This is a genomic window from Caldicellulosiruptor acetigenus, assembly GCF_026914305.1.
In the GTDB taxonomy this organism is placed as follows: Bacteria; Bacillota; Thermoanaerobacteria; order Caldicellulosiruptorales; family Caldicellulosiruptoraceae; genus Caldicellulosiruptor; species Caldicellulosiruptor acetigenus.
The window spans coordinates 843,769-861,454 of record NZ_CP113866.1 but is presented as its reverse complement, the minus strand read 5'-3'; the positions used below and the strand labels follow the sequence as shown (position 1 = coordinate 861,454).

The 17,686-nt window shown below is 36.2% G+C and carries 23 protein-coding genes and 1 pseudogene; 4 read left to right on the top strand and 20 right to left on the bottom strand.

Going from position 1 to position 17,686, the window contains the following annotated elements; all coding sequences use genetic code 11:
- Window positions 1-220 precede the first annotated feature (220 nt).
- The 14 genes and pseudogenes from OTK01_RS04100 to OTK01_RS04035 form a co-directional block, all read right to left on the bottom strand.
- Window positions 221-631 carry a PIN domain-containing protein gene (locus OTK01_RS04100; RefSeq protein ID WP_269011784.1) on the bottom strand — a complete coding sequence of 137 codons (411 nt, stop codon included), beginning with the start codon at window positions 629-631 and terminating at the stop codon, window positions 221-223.
- Window positions 631-897, bottom strand: coding sequence for an AbrB/MazE/SpoVT family DNA-binding domain-containing protein (locus OTK01_RS04095; RefSeq protein ID WP_029229069.1), 267 nt, complete (start codon window positions 895-897; stop codon window positions 631-633). The genes OTK01_RS04100 and OTK01_RS04095 overlap by 1 nt, the downstream gene beginning before the upstream one ends.
- A gap of 163 nt (window positions 898-1,060) precedes the next feature.
- Entirely contained in the window at window positions 1,061-1,237 is a 177-nt protein-coding gene (locus tag OTK01_RS04090; protein WP_269011783.1) for a hypothetical protein, read from the bottom strand.
- Entirely contained in the window at window positions 1,237-1,581 is a 345-nt protein-coding gene (locus OTK01_RS04085; RefSeq protein ID WP_269011782.1) for a hypothetical protein, read from the bottom strand. The genes OTK01_RS04090 and OTK01_RS04085 overlap by 1 nt, the downstream gene beginning before the upstream one ends.
- A 343-nt stretch (window positions 1,582-1,924) precedes the next feature.
- Window positions 1,925-2,338 (bottom strand): hypothetical protein, encoded by a 414-nt coding sequence (locus OTK01_RS04080; RefSeq protein ID WP_156844455.1) that lies wholly within the window; start codon window positions 2,336-2,338, stop codon window positions 1,925-1,927.
- Window positions 2,280-2,468, bottom strand: a complete 189-nt coding sequence (locus tag OTK01_RS04075; RefSeq protein ID WP_029229172.1) for a helix-turn-helix domain-containing protein — start codon at window positions 2,466-2,468, stop codon at window positions 2,280-2,282. The genes OTK01_RS04080 and OTK01_RS04075 overlap by 59 nt, the downstream gene beginning before the upstream one ends.
- A 182-nt stretch (window positions 2,469-2,650) precedes the next feature.
- Entirely contained in the window at window positions 2,651-3,682 is a 1,032-nt protein-coding gene (locus OTK01_RS04070; protein ID WP_029229171.1) for an L-Ala-D/L-Glu epimerase, read from the bottom strand.
- 20 nt (window positions 3,683-3,702) lie between these two features.
- On the bottom strand, window positions 3,703-5,016 hold the full coding sequence (locus tag OTK01_RS04065; protein WP_029229170.1) for a transglutaminase-like domain-containing protein: 1,314 nt from the start codon (window positions 5,014-5,016) through the stop codon (window positions 3,703-3,705).
- A gap of 1,466 nt (window positions 5,017-6,482) precedes the next feature.
- Window positions 6,483-6,653 (bottom strand): hypothetical protein, encoded by a 171-nt coding sequence (locus OTK01_RS04060; RefSeq protein ID WP_156844454.1) that lies wholly within the window; start codon window positions 6,651-6,653, stop codon window positions 6,483-6,485.
- Window positions 6,654-6,691: 38 nt separating this feature from the next.
- A pseudogene (locus OTK01_RS13330) lies at window positions 6,692-6,915 on the bottom strand (type II toxin-antitoxin system HicA family toxin).
- Window positions 6,916-7,116, bottom strand: coding sequence for a type II toxin-antitoxin system HicB family antitoxin (locus tag OTK01_RS04050; protein ID WP_029229169.1), 201 nt, complete (start codon window positions 7,114-7,116; stop codon window positions 6,916-6,918).
- Between the two features lie 161 nt (window positions 7,117-7,277).
- Window positions 7,278-7,457, bottom strand: a complete 180-nt coding sequence (locus tag OTK01_RS04045) for a hypothetical protein (RefSeq protein ID WP_029229168.1) — start codon at window positions 7,455-7,457, stop codon at window positions 7,278-7,280.
- A gap of 1,173 nt (window positions 7,458-8,630) precedes the next feature.
- Window positions 8,631-8,906, bottom strand: coding sequence for a hypothetical protein (locus OTK01_RS04040; protein ID WP_232841724.1), 276 nt, complete (start codon window positions 8,904-8,906; stop codon window positions 8,631-8,633).
- 62 nt (window positions 8,907-8,968) lie between these two features.
- Complete coding sequence (locus tag OTK01_RS04035; RefSeq protein ID WP_232841723.1) at window positions 8,969-9,217, bottom strand: hypothetical protein; 249 nt, start codon at window positions 9,215-9,217, stop codon at window positions 8,969-8,971.
- Between the two features lie 200 nt (window positions 9,218-9,417).
- On the opposite strand from OTK01_RS04035, the gene OTK01_RS04030 reads away from it, so the two are divergent.
- Genes OTK01_RS04030 through OTK01_RS04015 form a run of 4 tightly spaced genes read left to right on the top strand, consistent with a single transcriptional unit; the run spans window position 9,418 to window position 10,610 of the window.
- Complete coding sequence (locus OTK01_RS04030; protein WP_232841722.1) at window positions 9,418-9,567, top strand: hypothetical protein; 150 nt, start codon at window positions 9,418-9,420, stop codon at window positions 9,565-9,567.
- On the top strand, window positions 9,552-9,713 hold the full coding sequence (locus tag OTK01_RS04025) for a hypothetical protein (protein WP_232841721.1): 162 nt from the start codon (window positions 9,552-9,554) through the stop codon (window positions 9,711-9,713). The genes OTK01_RS04030 and OTK01_RS04025 overlap by 16 nt, the downstream gene beginning before the upstream one ends.
- Window positions 9,697-9,957, top strand: coding sequence for a tyrosine-type recombinase/integrase (locus OTK01_RS04020; protein ID WP_269011781.1), 261 nt, complete (start codon window positions 9,697-9,699; stop codon window positions 9,955-9,957). Before OTK01_RS04025 ends, OTK01_RS04020 begins: the two co-directional genes overlap by 17 nt.
- Window positions 9,958-9,989: 32 nt before the next feature.
- A complete protein-coding gene (locus tag OTK01_RS04015) occupies window positions 9,990-10,610 on the top strand; it encodes a tyrosine-type recombinase/integrase (RefSeq protein ID WP_232841719.1) in 621 nt (206 codons plus the stop codon).
- A 381-nt stretch (window positions 10,611-10,991) separates the two neighbouring features.
- Here the strand turns inward: OTK01_RS04015 and OTK01_RS04010 are convergent, their stop codons facing one another.
- The 6 genes from OTK01_RS04010 to OTK01_RS03985 form a co-directional block, all read right to left on the bottom strand.
- Window positions 10,992-13,457 carry an MBL fold metallo-hydrolase gene (locus OTK01_RS04010; RefSeq protein WP_029229167.1) on the bottom strand — a complete coding sequence of 822 codons (2,466 nt, stop codon included), beginning with the start codon at window positions 13,455-13,457 and terminating at the stop codon, window positions 10,992-10,994.
- 10 nt (window positions 13,458-13,467) lie between these two features.
- Window positions 13,468-14,373 (bottom strand): DMT family transporter, encoded by a 906-nt coding sequence (locus tag OTK01_RS04005; protein WP_029229166.1) that lies wholly within the window; start codon window positions 14,371-14,373, stop codon window positions 13,468-13,470.
- A gap of 121 nt (window positions 14,374-14,494) precedes the next feature.
- Entirely contained in the window at window positions 14,495-15,280 is a 786-nt protein-coding gene (locus tag OTK01_RS04000) for an amino acid ABC transporter ATP-binding protein (RefSeq protein ID WP_029229165.1), read from the bottom strand.
- On the bottom strand, window positions 15,267-15,929 hold the full coding sequence (locus OTK01_RS03995; RefSeq protein ID WP_029229164.1) for an amino acid ABC transporter permease: 663 nt from the start codon (window positions 15,927-15,929) through the stop codon (window positions 15,267-15,269). The genes OTK01_RS04000 and OTK01_RS03995 overlap by 14 nt, the downstream gene beginning before the upstream one ends.
- Window positions 15,930-15,946: 17 nt before the next feature.
- Window positions 15,947-16,747, bottom strand: a complete 801-nt coding sequence (locus tag OTK01_RS03990) for an ABC transporter substrate-binding protein (RefSeq protein ID WP_029229163.1) — start codon at window positions 16,745-16,747, stop codon at window positions 15,947-15,949.
- Between the two features lie 103 nt (window positions 16,748-16,850).
- Entirely contained in the window at window positions 16,851-17,684 is an 834-nt protein-coding gene (locus OTK01_RS03985; RefSeq protein ID WP_029229162.1) for an S-layer homology domain-containing protein, read from the bottom strand.
- Window positions 17,685-17,686: the final 2 nt, after the last annotated feature.

Genomic DNA, 17,686 nt, shown 5'->3' with positions numbered 1-17,686 from the left:
GCAGATTTTGAGCCAGAAGCAATAACTCTTTTATATCGTCAGTGGCAGTTTCTTTGTTTGCATCTGTTGGAGTTTGCAGTTGACTGTTTTTTGTATCTTGCTTTTCTGAGACACGCACAATCAGTCCTGTACAGCAGATAATCTATGCTTACTCCAAAGAAATCATCGAGTTCATTTAAGGGTGCTGGAGTCGGTTCCATGGGAACCATTTTCACTATTCTTAATCTGTACTCAAAATTTCTACATCAAGTCGTGAAAAATGTTTCTTATCAAAAGTGAAGATCTTGTTGTTCCCCAACTTTGCCATGTGATGAGAAAGATATGCATCAATGAAATCAACATTGCTTTCCTTGTAGCTTTTGAGTGCAAAAAGAACAACATCAGCTTCCTCTGCTTCAATACCATCAGAGCATATGAAAGCACTTAGAACATCAGCTATCTCCTTCCTTGGTATCTTATAAAACAACTCAAGAGTCCATACAACCTCTGCAATCGTGATTGGGACAACAAGCAGTTTTAACTTCCCCTGCTCCGCTTCGAGCATAATCTTCTGAGCTTTCTGGAAAAACTCCTGGTGGTCTTGCAAAAGATATCTCAAAATAACATTTGCATCAATCCAAACCTTTTCCATTACTGTGTCCCCTTCACTCTCTTGTTTACCCAGATTTCTTTTGTGCTATTTGCTTCATGTTCCAAATCCGTGAACGCAACTGATGACTTCAGAGAACCGCCAAGCTCTGATAGTTTTCGCTTCTTTATCACTTCAATTACAACTTTGCCGTCGTCCTGCATCGTGAAAAGTACAGTGTCCCCTATCTCCCCACCAATAACTTTCCTTATCTCAGCTGGCAGTTGTACTTGACCCCTTCCAGTAATCTTTGACGTTGCCTGTATCATCTAAACCACCTCTCTACCAATTGTTCTGAGTTTATTATAATCCATGAAGTTTAAAATTTCAATGAGCAGGTACATTATTCATTGAACGCTGAAGGATTAATAACTATGCTGGGTTGAAGCCAATAAACTCTAAAACCTGATGAGTCTACTGTAGAGCAGATACTCAGTAGTGGGTGTGTAAACCACCCTGTGAGAATAAGGGCAGTTTAACTTTGTAGGTAGATGGTAGTCCACAATTAACTATCATTATAACAAGAAAACAAAGCACTGCAAGAACAATCTCAGCCATGAAAATAGCCAATTTCTTGTAAAACTTTGGCACAACCATGCTTCTTACCACTACAAAATCTTGCTGAATGGGTTATTTTTGTTCTTCTCAAACACATCCTTAAGTGCATCTTCGAACAGCTTTAAAAGTCTGCTGCTTAAATCTTTGTTCTCAATCTCTTTAATGTATTCCCTCACCTTGTCCAAGCTGAAATCTTCGTCAGTTAGATACATATCTTCCATCATAGAGCAAATCCTCTCAAAAGGCCACTTCTGACGCAGCCCACGAACGTACAACCAATCCACAAAAGCTTTCTCGGGTTCTGCATAATTCACTCCATCTGTACCCTTTCCATACCCCCAGAACATAAATCGAGGAATCTTGTTGTATTCTACGAACTGGTTTAATATTTCCATTCTAACGTCCTCAAAAAAAGTCATCTGATGTGTTTTGTCAAATTTGCATCATAGTTAGAATTAAGGAATTGGAAAAAAGCCTGAAACTCCAATGTAAGTTTGTAAACATGCAGTAGTACAGAGATGTAGTAGTAAGAATATCACCCAATATTTTCATTAAAGCTGCAACTCCTGATGAAATACTTGCTGATAAATATTCTCAGGTATTTTTTTCAGTATTACAAAAATCAGACCAAATCTTGTTAACCTCTCTGTTAGAGTAACCAATACACTGGCTGAAGAACGCTTAAGCTTCGAAAGTACCTATCTTCCAATGTCCAAATTCTTCGCTGTTATTTACTTTCTACGGTCTTTCTTCTATACTCTTGCCTTTTGGCTTATTCTTTGCTACTTTTCTGCTTACTTTCCTTGGCTTTAATCTAACTCTAATTGGCAAATCTATGTTCTTTACTTTCAAAAACCCTTTTCCTATCCAGTTGTATAATGTCTTTGTACATACCATCCTTTCTTTGCTAAATCCAAGTTCCTGTCTGCAGTATCCAACCACCGCATCGACTGACCACTTATCTTTCAGCTTTTCTGCAAGCTTCAAAAATTCTTTCACTTCTAAAAGTTTACTTTTTCTACCGTACCTTGCTCTGTTTTTGTTATACACAGCTTGTCCTGTTGGTGCTAAATACTTTTCAAATGTACTCAAATCACTCTTCGTTTGAGTTGTTGTTCCTTGCTTTATCCTGCTGTGAAATAGTACTTGCATTTCTGCCTAATCTTCTTGCTATTTCTCTTATGGTCAGACCAAGCTCTATCAGTTTTTCTATCGCTCCTCTTTCGGCTCTACTTGTGTGTTTAAATTTCCTTCTCTTTTTGGTATTATTATCATAGGCCATAGCTTCAAACCTTCTTTGTATGTGTTTGTATTCTCAACTAATACCATACACAGTTTGAAGCTATGGCTTCAATATTTCTTACCCTATTGCACTTAATTTTACAACAAAAATAAAAATTTTAAACCAAATCGGAATATTAAAAGTAGCATCTTTTTGCAAATTTTGTTGTTACTAAACTTCACTTAATATCCTATCATCTTCGCTCCATTTTGAATGAATTTCCCTCTAAACTTTGGTTCTTTTAACATTAGATTACTGTCAAGATCATGGAAGTCAAATGCTCCAGTTCCAAGGGCAAAGTGAACACTCTGATTAATCCCGACGCTTGATTCAGACATACATCCTATCATTAACCTCAGGTTAGCACTCTTTGCAAGCTCTACAATAGAAAGAGCATCGCTTATTCCGGATTTCATCAGCTTTATATTCACATAATCTACAGCTTCTTCACGTATCAATCTCATGACATCAAATTTTGTCTTAGCAGACTCATCGGCAGCAACAGGAAAAGGAACATGAAATCTGACAAATCTGAGCCCATCGATATCACTTGAAATAACTGGTTGTTCATACACAGCTATGTCTATTCCTGCTTTGTAAATCTGCTGGGCAAACTCCACTGCTTGCTTTGGTGTGTATCCCATATTCGCATCCACAATGTATTTTGCACCTTTGGTCACCTTGTAAATCTCAAGCATTGCTTCTATATCTTCTTTCAAATTTTCTCCAACCTTTATCTTTATGACCCTAAAGCCCGAGTCAAAAATTTTTTTTGCTTCGCTAACTCTATTTTCAATTGTGTCTATCCCTACTGTTTTATCCGTTTCAATCTCTTTCAAAGCTCCGCCAAGAAGTTGGTAGACATGAATATTCGTCTCTTCACTCAATGCATCCAAAACAGCATATTGAATAGCAGCCTTTAAACTGGGAACAGCAAATAGCTTATCAGTTATTTCAAAGATCTTTCGATACTGTCGCACATCAAGTCCAACAAGCGAATCTCTCACAAAAGGCTCGAGTGCAGAGATCATTTCAACCTTTTCCCCATTGACTCTAAATGAAGGTGCAGCTTCACCGTAACCTTTGGCACCACTTTCAAGTGTGACTTCTACTTCCACATTTTTTGTCTCAGAAGATATACTTCCAGTGATGTGAAAAGGCTTATCATACTCGTAGTATTTGACATTGAATTTGACATTTACTATCTTACTCATTGAAATATATCACCCTCTCCTCAGATTTCTTCAAAAGAGATTATCTCAATCCTGCTTTTAGTTTTAACTTTCCCAAATGAGGATTCGGCTTCACCAAGTTGATTATCTGTGGGATCAAATCGCAGGAAATTTGGTTTGGGTACGAATTCTTTCATAAAGTCTGAGTTTGCGACCATCCTAAAACCATCTAAGTTACCAAAATAGAAACTGCGAAGTTTTTCATTCTCCCGTCTTGCCCCACCAAATGAAAGATCTGCCGGCAGCCAACCATAAGGTTTGACGTAGAACAAAGCCCAGTCGTGTGGAGAAGCCATCAAAGGATTCGCATACCACCCAGACTGCCATCGAGCAGGTATTCCAGCAATCCGGCACATAGTTATAAAAAGGAGAGCCTGAAAGCCACAATCTCCTTTCAAGTTCTCTGCAACATATTGTGGTATGTTCTCGTAAGTGGCATATGGTCGAACATAAGAGTACCTAACATGTGTTGTAACCCAATCGTAAATTTTCTTCGCTTTTAAATAAGGATTCTCCTCGCCAGCAACTACTTCGTTAGTTAAAAGCTTCAGGTATGGTGTGAACAACACATGAGGTGGTTCCTCACAAAGAAATTCAGTTAAATCATTTTCTTCAACCTTTTCCGGGTCAACTTTGTTTATCCACTCATTTATAGTGTATTCGAACTCAACGAAGTACTCTTTCTCTTTGCCTTCAAAGTAAATAGTTCTCTGAGCAGCTCGGTTGTCTGCAAGAAAATAGTCTCTGTGGCTTGCTGAAACAAGTTTTACATCGCAAACCTGAAACTCTTCTTTCGGAAAAGGAAGCCAAACACGAAAATTATCTGCATCGTCTTTAATGGTAACAGTTATCTTTGCTCGTACTCGGTATCTTTTGGCAGGATTACCCTCTGTCAGTTGTTCTAATCTCTTGTTGAGCAATTCTCTTGCCTTCTCTGAAACAGGATCTTTCTTGATCCTTTCTCTGTATGCTGGAACAGTAAAACCTATATTTTGAACAAAATGCTCTTCAAATTTCTTCTTTCCTTCAACTACTATGTAATCAATATAGCCTTCCCCCAAAAGTTGGTAGAATTCACTATAAGTAAAAGAATCAATTAACTCCATTGCCTGCTTTAAAGCACTTTCTTCATCAAAAGGATAGCTTTCGAGCAGTTTGTTTATTCTATCTTTTTCATACATTAAACGCTTTCTTTGTATCTCAGTTATTCTTTCATCAGCTAACCATTTTTCTATCAATTTTAGAGCCAGACCGAAATTACCACGCTTTTCTTCTCTTTCAATCTCTTCTGGTATCTTGCATATAAGAAAATCCATAATTTCACCATCCTGTTGTTTTTAGAATAAAATTGGTATAGCTTATTTTTCTAAAGTTTGTCACTTTCACAAATCATCTTTTACTTTTTCTGAACTTTTACCCATTAATCTAATAAATATAGTTATTCTTTAGGTTATCTAAATTATAGCACTCAATTGATATTGTTAACAATATAATCGCATAAACTGAACATTTGAAAATTATTAAAAAAAGATAAGCCAATGAAACATTTTTTATATGAACGATTTCTCCAAAATCAGGATTAACACCTACTCAAGTAGCTTCAAATATTGCCGCTTTCTTTGTATCATCAAGCATTTCTTCGCATGAGATTGTACTCCAATGAATAAATGTGCGGTCCTTTTTTAATATGAGCTATTGCAGCACCGGATGTTAAAATAAAATTGTGTCTGTTGCATAATGATATCATAAAATGGGTTCTTCCCGAAGCCAGTTGAATAAATTTTATTTTTCGAGTATAAGAAAAAGACTATTAAATCATATGTAGTACAGCCGCTGTAGTTTTGGAATGTTAAGAAATGAGGGTTTATTATTTAATTTCAACTAGGGTAGGAAAGAACCGAAAAAGTATTGATAATAACAAAAAAGCGGCTCTTTGTCAAGAGTTGGGGTGGGTATTCTGAATGCCCACCCCTTTAGCTTTAGCTTTGAGTGTGTAAATAATTTTGTGTATTTAAAATTTTACCATCCTTCTTGGTAAGAAATCATTCGAATTAGATTGGACAACTTATATTACGTCTTAAAAATCTTTGTTATTTTACATTGCTCTATAACCCATTGCAAAATGCGAACTGATGTGTTTAATTCGTATACTTGCTCAAACGCGCTGGATATATTATTAAAAACCGACTCAAATAACTTTCCGTTTAAAACTACTTACATCATTGCTGGTACTACCGACCACGGTATATGCATGAAAATGTAATGCCAAAATACAAAACATCAATACACTCAAAAGTATTTTTGGAAACAATAGTTTTGCTATTTACTTGAGTAGAGGCTGCACGACGCATCCCTCGTACATCGTTTCTATATTTCTCTGATAAATATTTATACCTCACACCGTGCAAAAAGTGACCTATTCCCCACAAAAAAATAAAGCCACAGGCCTTTGATAACCTGTGGCTTTGCTTTTTACTATTTTAAACGAAAATACCGAATAAAAATGAACTTTTTGTATTAACAACCTTTTAGGCATAATACGACTTATTAATATATCTACCACACCTTAATCCCCCTGTCAAGCCCTCTTTCTGAAATTTTTAAAACGCACCCATCGTAGTATGCAACTGCCCGGACAACCTCACGCTAACCTGCTTTGGCAAACACCTTCTCCTGCCAGTAGTTTTTGATTTTTCCGTCCCACCCTGGTCCGCATTTGCTGGCTCTTTAGAACAAAAAATCAGCAAAGAGGCGTGATGGGCTCTTGACATTAACTTGTGCTTCAGTTAATTTCGTTAACAGTTTTTTCTCTGAACCTTTTCGTCTCTTCTCTTACTTTGTTGGCTTTTCGTCTAATGTATTCTATGAATTCATCCCGAGATATGTTTTCCGTCTCTTCATATATTCGCTCTCTTATCCTGTGCAGCTCCTTCTTTGCACTTGTCTCCATCATCCTCTATCTCTTCTCCTCTTGCGCTGTGTCAGAACTTCCTACAACAGTTTCAAAAACTCTTCCAGACTTATTCCTGCCTGCTCCAAAATACTTTTTAGCGTCCCCTTGCAACTTCTTCATGCATAGGAATAATAACAATCCTTGTTGGATTTTATCTCTTTAGCTTGAGATGACTGCCTCTTTGTGATACTTCCTTGAACCCAGCTTTTTTGAGCGCTCTTATTATCTCCTGGGGCTTCAGTACAGGATATTTTGGTGACATTTATACTGCCACCTCTATTGTAGTTATTAGCGGTGGCATCTGTGGTTTTTGTATCTCTTCTCCTTCATAGTAAAGTTCAAGAGCTTCTTTTAAATTGGCTATTGCTTCTTCGATAGTTTTTCCTTGTGAAGCTACATTGTTTTCTATGCATTTAGCTATATACCAATTGTCCTCTTTGCTTACTACTACTGTAAACAACATAACAAAATCACCTTTCACACTTGAAAATTTCTCACTTACACTTTTATTATACCACACAAAAAACAAAAACCACAGCTTTTGCTGTGGTAGTTTCTATTTTTACATTTCTATAGACACGTTTTGAATACAGTTTCTCTAACTGTTTTTATTATAACTTTTGTTCAGCAGTATCTTATAGTCCCATCCTGTTTTTCTTCCTTTGACACTCCTTTTATCTCCCTCACTACCTTCTCAGCTCTTTTGTGAATATATTCTAAAAACTCTTTTAGAGTCATATCTTTTGTTTCTTCATAAAATTTTTCCTGAATATTGTAAATCTCTCTCATTATACTATTTTCCATAATTATCACTCCGATTTAAGTATACATCCAATTTCAGACTTTTGCAATAGTTTAAAAGCCAGTGCTCTCGAGGTTTTCAACTACCGGCGCAAGTCTTGAGTTGGCTCTTTTTGGTTGGCTTTTTGCTCGCCCAGCAACTTTCAAGCTTTACAATTCTAATGTAATCGTTTACAGCACCTATCCCTACTCTTTTGGTATTTCCCACACCCTACCCCGGCTCAAAAGCCATTTGCAGGTTTGTCTGTTACCCCACAAATCCAGGTATATCAACGGCTTTGCGATATACTCCATGCTTGATTTGAGCTTTTGATTTAGCTTTCTCACACACATTTGCAAGTTTCTTCACCATTGAATTTAACCATTTCTAATAATGAACGCTAGTTGGCTATGGCTAATTTCGAGTATACATGTATGTTTCTTACGGCAGATTAACATTCTTCTGACAGTACGCCCTTGCCCCGGTCTACTCATATAGCCCAAAGTGGATTCATTTTTCAATCCCATCCTGCAATGTGGTTTCCCACAGCTGCCTTTCTTCAATTTTTTCTGCCACAACTTACTATTTTTTTAAAAAGGCCAAAAGCTTTTCACAGTCACTGAAAGTATAACCCTTCCTCACGTACTCCGCAATAGCTTCCTGAATTATTTTCTTCATTGGTTGTTTGAACTGTTTCGAAAGGACATCAGATAAATCAAAAACCAAAATTCAAACAAGAACATCTTAAAACAAAAGACAGGGTTTTAAACCCTGCCCCTTAACCATTAATGTCGAATTAGCAAAAACTTTCCATCCCCCTGTTTTCCCCTTAAAACCAAAAGCGTCACGTATCTCAAAAATCTCTCTATCGTACCTTCTGCACTGACAGAGTCCTTTTCAATGAGTCGGATACAAATCTTTTAAGCCATCCAACAAAAACTAAAATTCAACCACCAAATCAACTGAAATACTGCTCCAATTGAAAATTAAAAAACCAGCCTCAGCAGGCAGTAACGAAAAACCTCTCCCTTCCCGAGAGCAATAACGAAAAGCCTCCTGCTGAAGCTTTCACTCTTATTTTAGCACAATCCTGAACACATGAAAAGCCTGCTGTTCTTATCAGCTAATCCTGTTTTTTGTAAATCACAATTTTGATTAACAACCAGCTAAAACACCTAATTATCCCCTAAAACAAATCAACTTGTATCATAATACCACTTCCTATGTGGCACAAGAATACCATACACAATAACTACGTCGTAGAATACTCCAGGATTATCAATATTACCAGTATCCCTAATATTATTAAATTTCAATTCAAGTTTCTCACCTTTTTGAGTTTCAACAACAGATGCAATCTCCTTTTCAGATGAATTATAATTATTCTCAATAATGCTTAATATTTCCATTTTGTATGCGCAGTCGTTCCCCTGAATAAAAGCCCATTCTTCTTGGGCAATAGTGTATCGCATAGCTTCAAATAAACAATAGGATACATTTTTAAAATGTACAAATCCATATTTCCAATACCTTGTTATAAAATTTTTATCTTGTTTATTTTATTTGTTGTCAAAATTAGATGAAAATGGAGTCTCGAATTTCTTCTAATCCCATTTTCAATCTTTGATTTTGAAAAAGAAAAACATACTGCATAATTTACTTTCTCTTTTTTACAAAAATTTCTAAGTGAATTTAAAAAATTTTTTGCTAACTTTTTGTATGATTTTACTTCATCTAAAGATTTGTTCTTCAAAGTTAATGTAATCAAATAATTCTTTACCATTCCCTTAACCCTCCTCAAAAAAAAATTTGGTTCAAAATAAAAAAAGGCAGAGGAAATCAGTCCTCTGCCTTAATAAGCTATAGACAAACTCTTTTATTTTTGGTTGATGAAAGAGAGGTTGACAGGAACATTCTTTCTGATATCATTTTTTGTAAGAAATTTTAAATTGTAAAACATTTTTCACTGGGAGAGATGTAAGAGTGGGAAGGCGCGGTAAAGGTGAAGGCAGCATTTTCAAAAGAAAAGATGGCAGATGGTGTGGCTTTATTACTGTTGGCTATGATGAAAAAGGAAATCAAAAAAGAAATTCTTTTATGGCAGAACAAGGCAAGAAGTGGCTGATAAAATAAGAAAAGCCTTAAACGAGATTGAACAGGGTTTTGATGTTGACAGCAGTAAAATTACTTTGAGCGAATGGCTAAAAATTTGGCTATGGACATATAAAAGAAACCAAATAAAAATCTCCACTTTTGAAAGCTATGAAACAATTAATTAGAGTCCACATCGTGCCACACATAGGTAATTTAAAACTTAAAGATATCAGACCTGAACATCTTAAACAATTATACAATCAAAAGAAGGAAGAAGGTTTATCAACCAGCAAGATTAAACATATTCATACAATCCTGCACTCAGCTTTAAAACAAGCCGTCAAGAGCGGTTTGCTACCAAGAAATGTTAGCGAAGCAGTGACACTGCCGAAGTCAAAAAAGAAAGAAACAATAAAAGTTTTACTTTAGAAGAAGAAAGAAGATTTTTAGAAGCCCTGGAAGTGGAACGGTTAAAACCAGCGTTCGTTCTGGCACTTACTACAGGATTAAGGCTGGGTGAAATATTAGCGCTCAAGTGGAGTGACATTGACTTCGAGAAAAAAATCCTGACAGTCAAACGAACCATATTACGAGCCAGAACATATGGTAGCACAGAAACAACAACATCTCTTATAGTGAACGAAGTGAAAACACCTAATAGTATCAGAATTGTACCCTTGGCAGAAATAACTTTGGAAGAACTAAAAAAGCACAAGGAAGCACAAGAGAAAGAGAAAGAACAAGCAGGTGCTGGATACATAGATAACGATTATGTATTTTGTACTGCAGTAGGAACTCCAATTGACCCGAGAAATTTTCAAAGGACTTTTTATCGAATCATTAAAAAAGCAGAACTGGACATCAACTTTCATGCTTTAAGGCACACATTTGCCACAAGACTTCTTGAGAGCAATGAACAACCAAAAGTCATCCAGGAAATACTTGGACACAAAGATATATCAACCACTCTCAATATTTATTCCCACGTGTTAACCGAGATGAAAGAATCGGTTGCCAAAAAGATTGATAGCTTGTTTAAATCTTTCTTGTATTCAAAAGAAGATACAGGCAGTCCAGGTTAATGTTCGCCATCAAATTCATATGCATGAATATTCATTACCAGTTCGAAAAGAACACCATGCACTTGACACCTATTTGACACCTACACGGATAAAATTTTATACTTTTCAAGGCAATTAGATACAATTTTGAAGTCTGTGAGTGCAGTAAAATCAAACAATATACGGCTGGCTGTTATTTGGTAATTTATCATTCACAGAACTTCTGTGGTCGGGGGTTCGATTCCCCCCGGGCGTGCCAAGTTTTTTCAAAGAGTTTGAGTGTTGGTAGTTTATTATAGTTGTAAACCTTGGGCTTTTTTGCTTCCATTTGAATCGCCCTCTTTGTTGTATTCTTTTAAAATTATCAAGTAAATCTGCTTGCAATTGGAATTATGAGAAAAATTATGCTTTCAGATAAAACCCTGTATGTTCAAAAAACTCATCTGATATTTTTTTCAAAATTTCTTCCTGTACCTCTTCACTTAGTTTTATCTTTACCTCTCTTGCTGAAGGATAAATGCTGGGATTTTTTTGAATTTCTATATTATATTTTGACAATATCTCTTTTAATATATTTATCATCTCAACCTGATTTATTGACTGAGACACTTTTATATCCCATCCGGTTTTTGCTGAGAGCTCTTCAATCTTGTCTTTATACTTTTCGCCCACAAAAGGTGTCACAAACGAAAGTTCTATATATTTTCCTCCTTCTTTAATGCTTTTCTTATAAATCTTATCCTTTTCATTTTCAAAATAGAGGTCAATCAAAAGAAGGGCTTTGTTCTGCTCCATCTTAGGTTTTTGCAAATCTACCTTTTCCTCTTGTTTTTTGTCCTCTACATCAAATATTAGACTAACTCCAGTTTCCTTTAAAAATTTTTCAGATACACTTTTCATTTCCTCAAAATCTTCTTTTATTCTTATCACAATAGCATTTATTACAGGATTGTATGAAAATTTCATAACCTTAACGTTATAATCTTTGAGAAGATTTTTAACATATTCTGAAGCATACGTCAGATTAATATTGGGATTTATGTCAACCTTCCAGAGTGTCAACTTTTCAAATTCCCTTATTTTTTCTTCAAGCTTTTTTGTTGCCTCTGGAAAATGAAAATAAAATGTAACCACCTTGTTTTCAATGTCCATACCAACTTTGTACAGTCCATATTCTGCAAACATTTCAAATGCAAGCTCTCTCATTTTGTTCTGCTCCATAGGCTTTGGCTTTAACCTTTCTTCTACCTCTTGGGCAGATAAAATCCTAAACAAGTAGGGTTTTCTGGGGTTTTGTTCAAAATAAACCGACTTCTTTAAAAGTTCAAATACCCTGTTTACTTCATCTCTTTCCAAGAACTCTTTCCCATTCCAAATCAAAATGGCATGTTCAGCAGTTATATGATTTGACTCTTGTTTATTCTCTACAAGGTACTGCCACAAAAGTTTCAAGTTCTCTTCATTTAAAAGTTCTTGATTGTTTAGCTTCCTAACATTGAAAAATGACAGCTGCTTTCTTGGTTTATCAATTGAAATTGAATTTATCTCACCATTTTGCGGAACAATTATATTTGCTCCAAGCTCCTTTACTGCCATATCCGAAATTTGTGAAATTGCATCTTCACTGCCATGTGCAAAAATGACCGTCCTTGGTTTTAACGTTGCCAAAAATCCAAGTATTCTATCTCTGTCGCTATGTGCCGAAAGCCCATACTTTTCAACCCTGCACTTTACTTCATATTCTTTGCCATTTAGCTCAATCTTTCTTTCGTTTTCCGGAAGTTCGGCAAGTTCGAGAAGTTTTCTTCCGGGCGCTTCTTCGTCCTGATACCCTGTTATTGCAATTAGGGCATTTTGACTTTGTACAATCTTTTCAGCATAAAAAACAGAAGGTCCGCCTGTGAGCATACCAGAGCTTGAGATTATGACACATGGGTCTGAAGAAGAAACTATTTCCTCTCTTTGTTTTTTATCAGATACAACATTTATATTATCTGCTAAAAATATTTCTTCTCCTTTTAACACTCTCTTGTAATACCTTGAAGACAAATAAGTAGGGTTATTTCTATAAACTCTTATAACCTCTCTTACCATTCCATCAATGAACACATTGAAGCTAACCTTTCTTTTTTTCATATAGTTTCTGAGGATAAGAATAATCTCCTGTGCTCTTCCAATTGCAAAGGCAGGAATTAAAACTTTACCACCTTGTGATACAACCTCTGCTACTGTGTTAAAAAGCCTCTCTTCTTCAAAGCTTCTGTTTGTGTGAAGCCTGTCACCGTAGGTTGACTCACATATGACAACATCAGGTCTAATTTTTGGAACTGAAGCTTTGTCGACAGTCAGCTGTCTGTCTGCTGAAAAGTCGCCTGTGTAAAGTATGCTGCCTTCTTGAGTCTGAATAAATATCATGGAAGCGCCAAGGATATGGCCTGCCGGGAAAAATGTCACCTTAATCCCTTCAATGGGTTCAAATGTGTAGTTAAATCCATAGGTAAGAGTTCTATCAAGCAAATCTTCTACATTCTTCTCAGCATAGATAGGTATTTCATCCTCTGCAATCTCCATTATCCTCAAGCTATCATACAAAAGCACTTTTATCAAATCTTTTGTTGGCTGATTTGCATAAAAGAAAATATGAGGATATTCTCTTGCAATAAGAGGAAGGCTTCCTATATGGTCAAGGTGAGCATGCGAAATAAGACAAACATCAACACCACCAAGCTCACGAAGAAGCTGTAAGTTTGGGAGCTTGTCTTCTTTCATTCTTATACCAGAGTCAATGAGTATATTTTTGTTGCAAGCCTTTATTAAAACGCACGATGCGCCAACTTCTTTGGCTCCACCAAGAAATACAATCTCCATCTTTAAAGCTTCACTCCATACTATAATTTTTATCGAGGTTCAGCTCAGCTACAATCATCCCAATTAAAATTAAACCACATCCCACATAAGAAATCAAAGGTAAAATCTCAGTTGTGTTGTTTGGCCCAGACGGTATTATGGCAGAAAAAATTGCACCAAAAACAGGCTCAGCAGAAAAAATGAGTGCTGTATGAGTGGGTGTTGTGTATTTCTGGACAAAAACTTGAGCAGTAAATGCCAATGCTGTCCCTAAAATACCTGTTATCAAAATAGTAATAATGGCTGTAAGATTTATTTTAACATTTATGAGGTTAATACCAAATATCATTGAAACCATCACATATAAAAACGCTGCACTCATCAGCTGAAAAATTGCAATGTTTATTGTGTTTATATTATCCTTTGCCGTGAATATGTCAATAAAGATAATTTGAAACACAAACCCAAGGTCAGCAAGAAGGGTAAGAAAATCACCAAAATTAAAATTTGAAAACTTTGCACCACTTAAAAGCCAAAGCCCAGCAAAAGCCAATATTACACCAACTGTTACGTTAATTTTGGGTACCTTTCTTTCAATCAGAGCTACAAACACAGGAACCAAGATGACAGTCAGCCCAGTTATAAAAGCTGATTTTGATGCATATGTAAACTTTAAGCCTATAATCTGCAACAGCATCCCAACAAATAGAAAAAATCCAATGATACTACCATAAAGAACTTCTCTTAATTTCAACCCTCTTAGATTTTTCCAGAATATTACTAAAACTATCAGCCAGGCAAGTGTAAATCTGACAGCCAAAAATGCCACTGGGTTCATATTTAAAACCGTGTTTTTCATGAGTACAAACGAACTTCCCCATACCATTGTAACAAAAAGCAAAACGGCATCTGCTAAAATCTTTCGTTTCTCACTCAAGTTTTTTCTTCCTTTCTGTATAAAAATCTTTTCTGGCAGCTAAAAAGGGCTGCCATTAAAAACCTAAAAGACAGCCCTCTTATGCTTGCTCTCAAATATACATTTTTTAATCTTTCCACAATCACAGTATCTTTTGCAAAAACTGTCTTGTCCTCTCTTGCTTTGGATTTGTGAAAATCTCTTCAGGCAGCCCTTCCTCCACAATCTTCCCCTTGTCCATAAACACAACCCTGTTTGCAACCTCTCTCGCAAAGCCCATTTCATGGGTCACAACAAGCATTGTCATGCCTTCCCTTGCCAGCTCTTTCATGACGTTCAAAACCTCACCCACAAGTTCAGGGTCAAGTGCAGATGTCGGTTCATCAAACAGCATCACTTTAGGTTTCATAGCCAAAGCTCTGGCAATTGCAACTCTTTGCTGCTGTCCACCAGAAAGCTGTGCAGGGTATGAATTTGCCTTGTCCTTGAGCCCTACCTTCTCAAGAAGTTTCATCCCAAGCTCCACTGCCTCTTCTTTTTTCATTTTATTCACAACAACAGGTCCAACTATCACATTCTCAAGCGCTGTCATGTGAGGAAACAGGTTAAACCTTTGAAATACCATACCTATTTGTGAACAAAATCTTGCTATCTCTTTTGAGCTGTGTTTTTTATGCTTTTCGTGCAGCCCCTTGTCTTCAATAACAAATCCGTCAATTTCAATATACCCTGAATTGATTCTCTCTAAATGGTTAAGGCAGCGCAAGAAAGTGCTCTTGCCAGACCCCGATGGTCCTATTATAACCACAACTTCTCCTCTGTTTACCTCTAAGGACACCTTGTCCAGCACAAGATTGTGCCCGAAATATTTAACAATGTTCTTTGCAATTATTATTTTTCTATTGTTTATTGCATTATTGTTGCTCATACTTTCCCAGCCTCTTTTCAAGCCAATTGAATATTGTAGAAAAAACTGTGGTAAGAGCCAAATATATCACAAGCGCAGCTATATAAATCTCTGCATCCCTTCCTGTTGCAGACGCTTTTAGTTGTGCAGCGCGCATAAGCTCAACCATCCCTATTGTTGATACCAGCGATGAGTCTTTCAAAAGCGCAATAAACTCATTGCCAATTGGTGGTATCAATCTCTTGTACGTTTGAGGAACAATTACATATCTCATGGTCTGAAGGTATGTCATTCCAAGAGCCTTTGCTGCTTCGTACTGCCCTTTGTCAATTGACAAAATTGCTGCCCTTATTATCTCTGCAGTGTAAGCACCTGAGTTGATAATAAGAGCAATTGCACCAGCCAAAAACGCTGGCAGTGTCAGAGCAGGAACAATTTTGGGAAGACCATAGTAAATAAAGAATATCTGCAAAAGCAGTGGCGTTCCTCTAAAAAGCCAAACATAAAAGCTGCCAATATAATTCAAAACTTTTATTTTCGAAATTCTAAAAAGAGCTGCAATAAGTCCAAACACAAGCCCGATTGTAACTGCAATTGCAGTAAGTTCAATTGTAACAACGCTTGCTTTTAAAAGAACAGGAAAGTACTTTATTATGACACTGTCTGTCAACTCATGCCACCTCTATTTTATTTTGTAATGTCTTCACCAAACCATTTTTCAGATATTTTAGCAATTGTCCCGTCCTTCTTTAATTGGTCTAAAATCTTTTGAATTTCATTGTACAGGTCCTTGTCCTCTTTTCTGAGGGCTATTCCCACAGGCTCTCTTTCAAGCTGAGCAGGTGCTATATCAAACTTTTCAGGATTTTGTTTTTTATAGTAGTAAGCAACAACACTGTCTATCACAACTGCTTTTATTCTTCCAATGTTAAGGTCGTTGAAAGCATCGGTTATCCTTTCATATCGTGTGACATCCTTTTCATAGTTTATAAACTTCATCTTTTGAACAGCACTGTCACCTGTTGTGTTTGCTTGAACGCCTATCTTAATCCCTTTTAAATCTTCAAAGCTTTTGATTGAGCTATCACCCTTTTTCACAGCAATAACCTGACGAATGTAAAGATATGGGCCTGCTAAATTGAAAGCTTTCTTTCTCTCATCTGTGATACTAAAGCATGAAATAATAGCATCAAACTTTTTGGACTTTAAAGCGCTCTGGATTCCGCTCCAGTCAACAGCAACAATCTTTAGCTTCGCACCAAGCTTTTTAGCTATCTCATTTGCTAAGTCCACATCAAACCCCACTGTGTTGTTGTTATCATCAGTAAACTCCATTGGTGGGAATGTGTTGTCCATGCCAACCACAAACTCTTTGGTCTTCTTTATCTTCTCTAAGGTTGTCATGTTTTGGTTATTTGACGAACAACCGCTTAAAAACGGAATAAAAAGAGCTATTAGTAAAACCAATGCTATGGCTTTCTTATACATTTATAAATATCCCCTTTCGTTGATTTAATTTATAAACATACCTTAATAATTATACACCCATTTTGAATTTTATCAATATCAAAATTAAGCAAAATTATTGTTTCTATTTAAATACAGCCTTGCTCAAAATATATGCAATCCACTCTCTTGTTGCAAAACTATTTAACTTTAAATTTTTTACCTCATCTGGACTTATCAGTCGGTTGTCCACAAAAGCATTTATATACTGGTTTGCCCACGACTTATAATCATTTTTTGAGGTGGACTTAAGCTTAATATACCTTGCCAAAATTGCAAATGCCTGCTCATAAGTGACCCCATCATTCGGCCTGAAAACAAGCCTATTTTGTTTATCTTTTATCCCTGTGATAATTCCCATCTTATAAAGGGTTTCTATCTCAGATTTTGCCCAGCAGTTTTGAATGTCTGAAAAAGAATACTTTTTGATGTTCTTTTCTATTTTTATATCAAACACATTTACAAAAAGCTTTACAAACTCCTGACGGGTTATATTGTTTTTCGGTTTGAAAGTGCCATCTTTATACCCATCAATCTTTCCAATGCTTGCAAGAAAAAGAATGTGGTCTTTGTACGGTGAATTTTTAATGTCATTAAACAGCAAAGAACCATCAGAAGGCATAAGAATTACTCTAACTGGCAGGATAAACATGCTCTGTGGAATCAAAACCGAATTTGACTCAGCCAAAAAAGTTTTCTTGTCAGAAAAATAAACTGTGAGCTGTCTGTCTGAATCTCTTGTAAATCCCTTTACATAGTAGCTCTTGTTGGTCTTTGAATATAGCACAACTTGCATATTGTTCGTTCCATTAAAGTAGTATTCAACCTTACAAAACACATCTGCTGCAAACACCTTTGGTTGCCATAAAATTACTGCTGCTAAAATCAAGCAAATAAAAGTTTTCACAAAACCTTTCATCT

Excerpts from the sequence above, each read along its gene's own strand:
- OTK01_RS04095 (WP_029229069.1), bottom strand. The coding sequence starts at position 897 with ATGATACAGGCAACGTCAAAGATTACTGGAAGGGGTCAAGTACAACTG.
- OTK01_RS04100 (WP_269011784.1), bottom strand. The coding sequence starts at position 631 with ATGGAAAAGGTTTGGATTGATGCAAATGTTATTTTGAGATATCTTTTG.
- OTK01_RS04040 (WP_232841724.1), bottom strand. The coding sequence starts at position 8,906 with ATGCGATACACTATTGCCCAAGAAGAATGGGCTTTTATTCAGGGGAAC.
- OTK01_RS04070 (WP_029229171.1), bottom strand. The coding sequence starts at position 3,682 with ATGAGTAAGATAGTAAATGTCAAATTCAATGTCAAATACTACGAGTAT.
- OTK01_RS04050 (WP_029229169.1), bottom strand. The coding sequence starts at position 7,116 with ATGTTGTTTACAGTAGTAGTAAGCAAAGAGGACAATTGGTATATAGCT.
- OTK01_RS03985 (WP_029229162.1), bottom strand. The coding sequence starts at position 17,684 with ATGAAAGGTTTTGTGAAAACTTTTATTTGCTTGATTTTAGCAGCAGTA.
- OTK01_RS04010 (WP_029229167.1), bottom strand. The coding sequence starts at position 13,457 with ATGGAGATTGTATTTCTTGGTGGAGCCAAAGAAGTTGGCGCATCGTGC.
- OTK01_RS04000 (WP_029229165.1), bottom strand. The coding sequence starts at position 15,280 with ATGAGCAACAATAATGCAATAAACAATAGAAAAATAATAATTGCAAAG.
- OTK01_RS04085 (WP_269011782.1), bottom strand. The coding sequence starts at position 1,581 with ATGGAAATATTAAACCAGTTCGTAGAATACAACAAGATTCCTCGATTT.
- OTK01_RS03990 (WP_029229163.1), bottom strand. The coding sequence starts at position 16,747 with ATGTATAAGAAAGCCATAGCATTGGTTTTACTAATAGCTCTTTTTATT.
- OTK01_RS04035 (WP_232841723.1), bottom strand. The coding sequence starts at position 9,217 with ATGGTAAAGAATTATTTGATTACATTAACTTTGAAGAACAAATCTTTA.
- OTK01_RS04075 (WP_029229172.1), bottom strand. The coding sequence starts at position 2,468 with ATGGCCTATGATAATAATACCAAAAAGAGAAGGAAATTTAAACACACA.
- OTK01_RS04065 (WP_029229170.1), bottom strand. The coding sequence starts at position 5,016 with ATGGATTTTCTTATATGCAAGATACCAGAAGAGATTGAAAGAGAAGAA.
- OTK01_RS04045 (WP_029229168.1), bottom strand. The coding sequence starts at position 7,457 with ATGGAAAATAGTATAATGAGAGAGATTTACAATATTCAGGAAAAATTT.
- OTK01_RS04020 (WP_269011781.1), top strand. The coding sequence starts at position 9,697 with ATGAAACAATTAATTAGAGTCCACATCGTGCCACACATAGGTAATTTA.
- OTK01_RS04060 (WP_156844454.1), bottom strand. The coding sequence starts at position 6,653 with ATGATGGAGACAAGTGCAAAGAAGGAGCTGCACAGGATAAGAGAGCGA.
- OTK01_RS04080 (WP_156844455.1), bottom strand. The coding sequence starts at position 2,338 with ATGCAAGTACTATTTCACAGCAGGATAAAGCAAGGAACAACAACTCAA.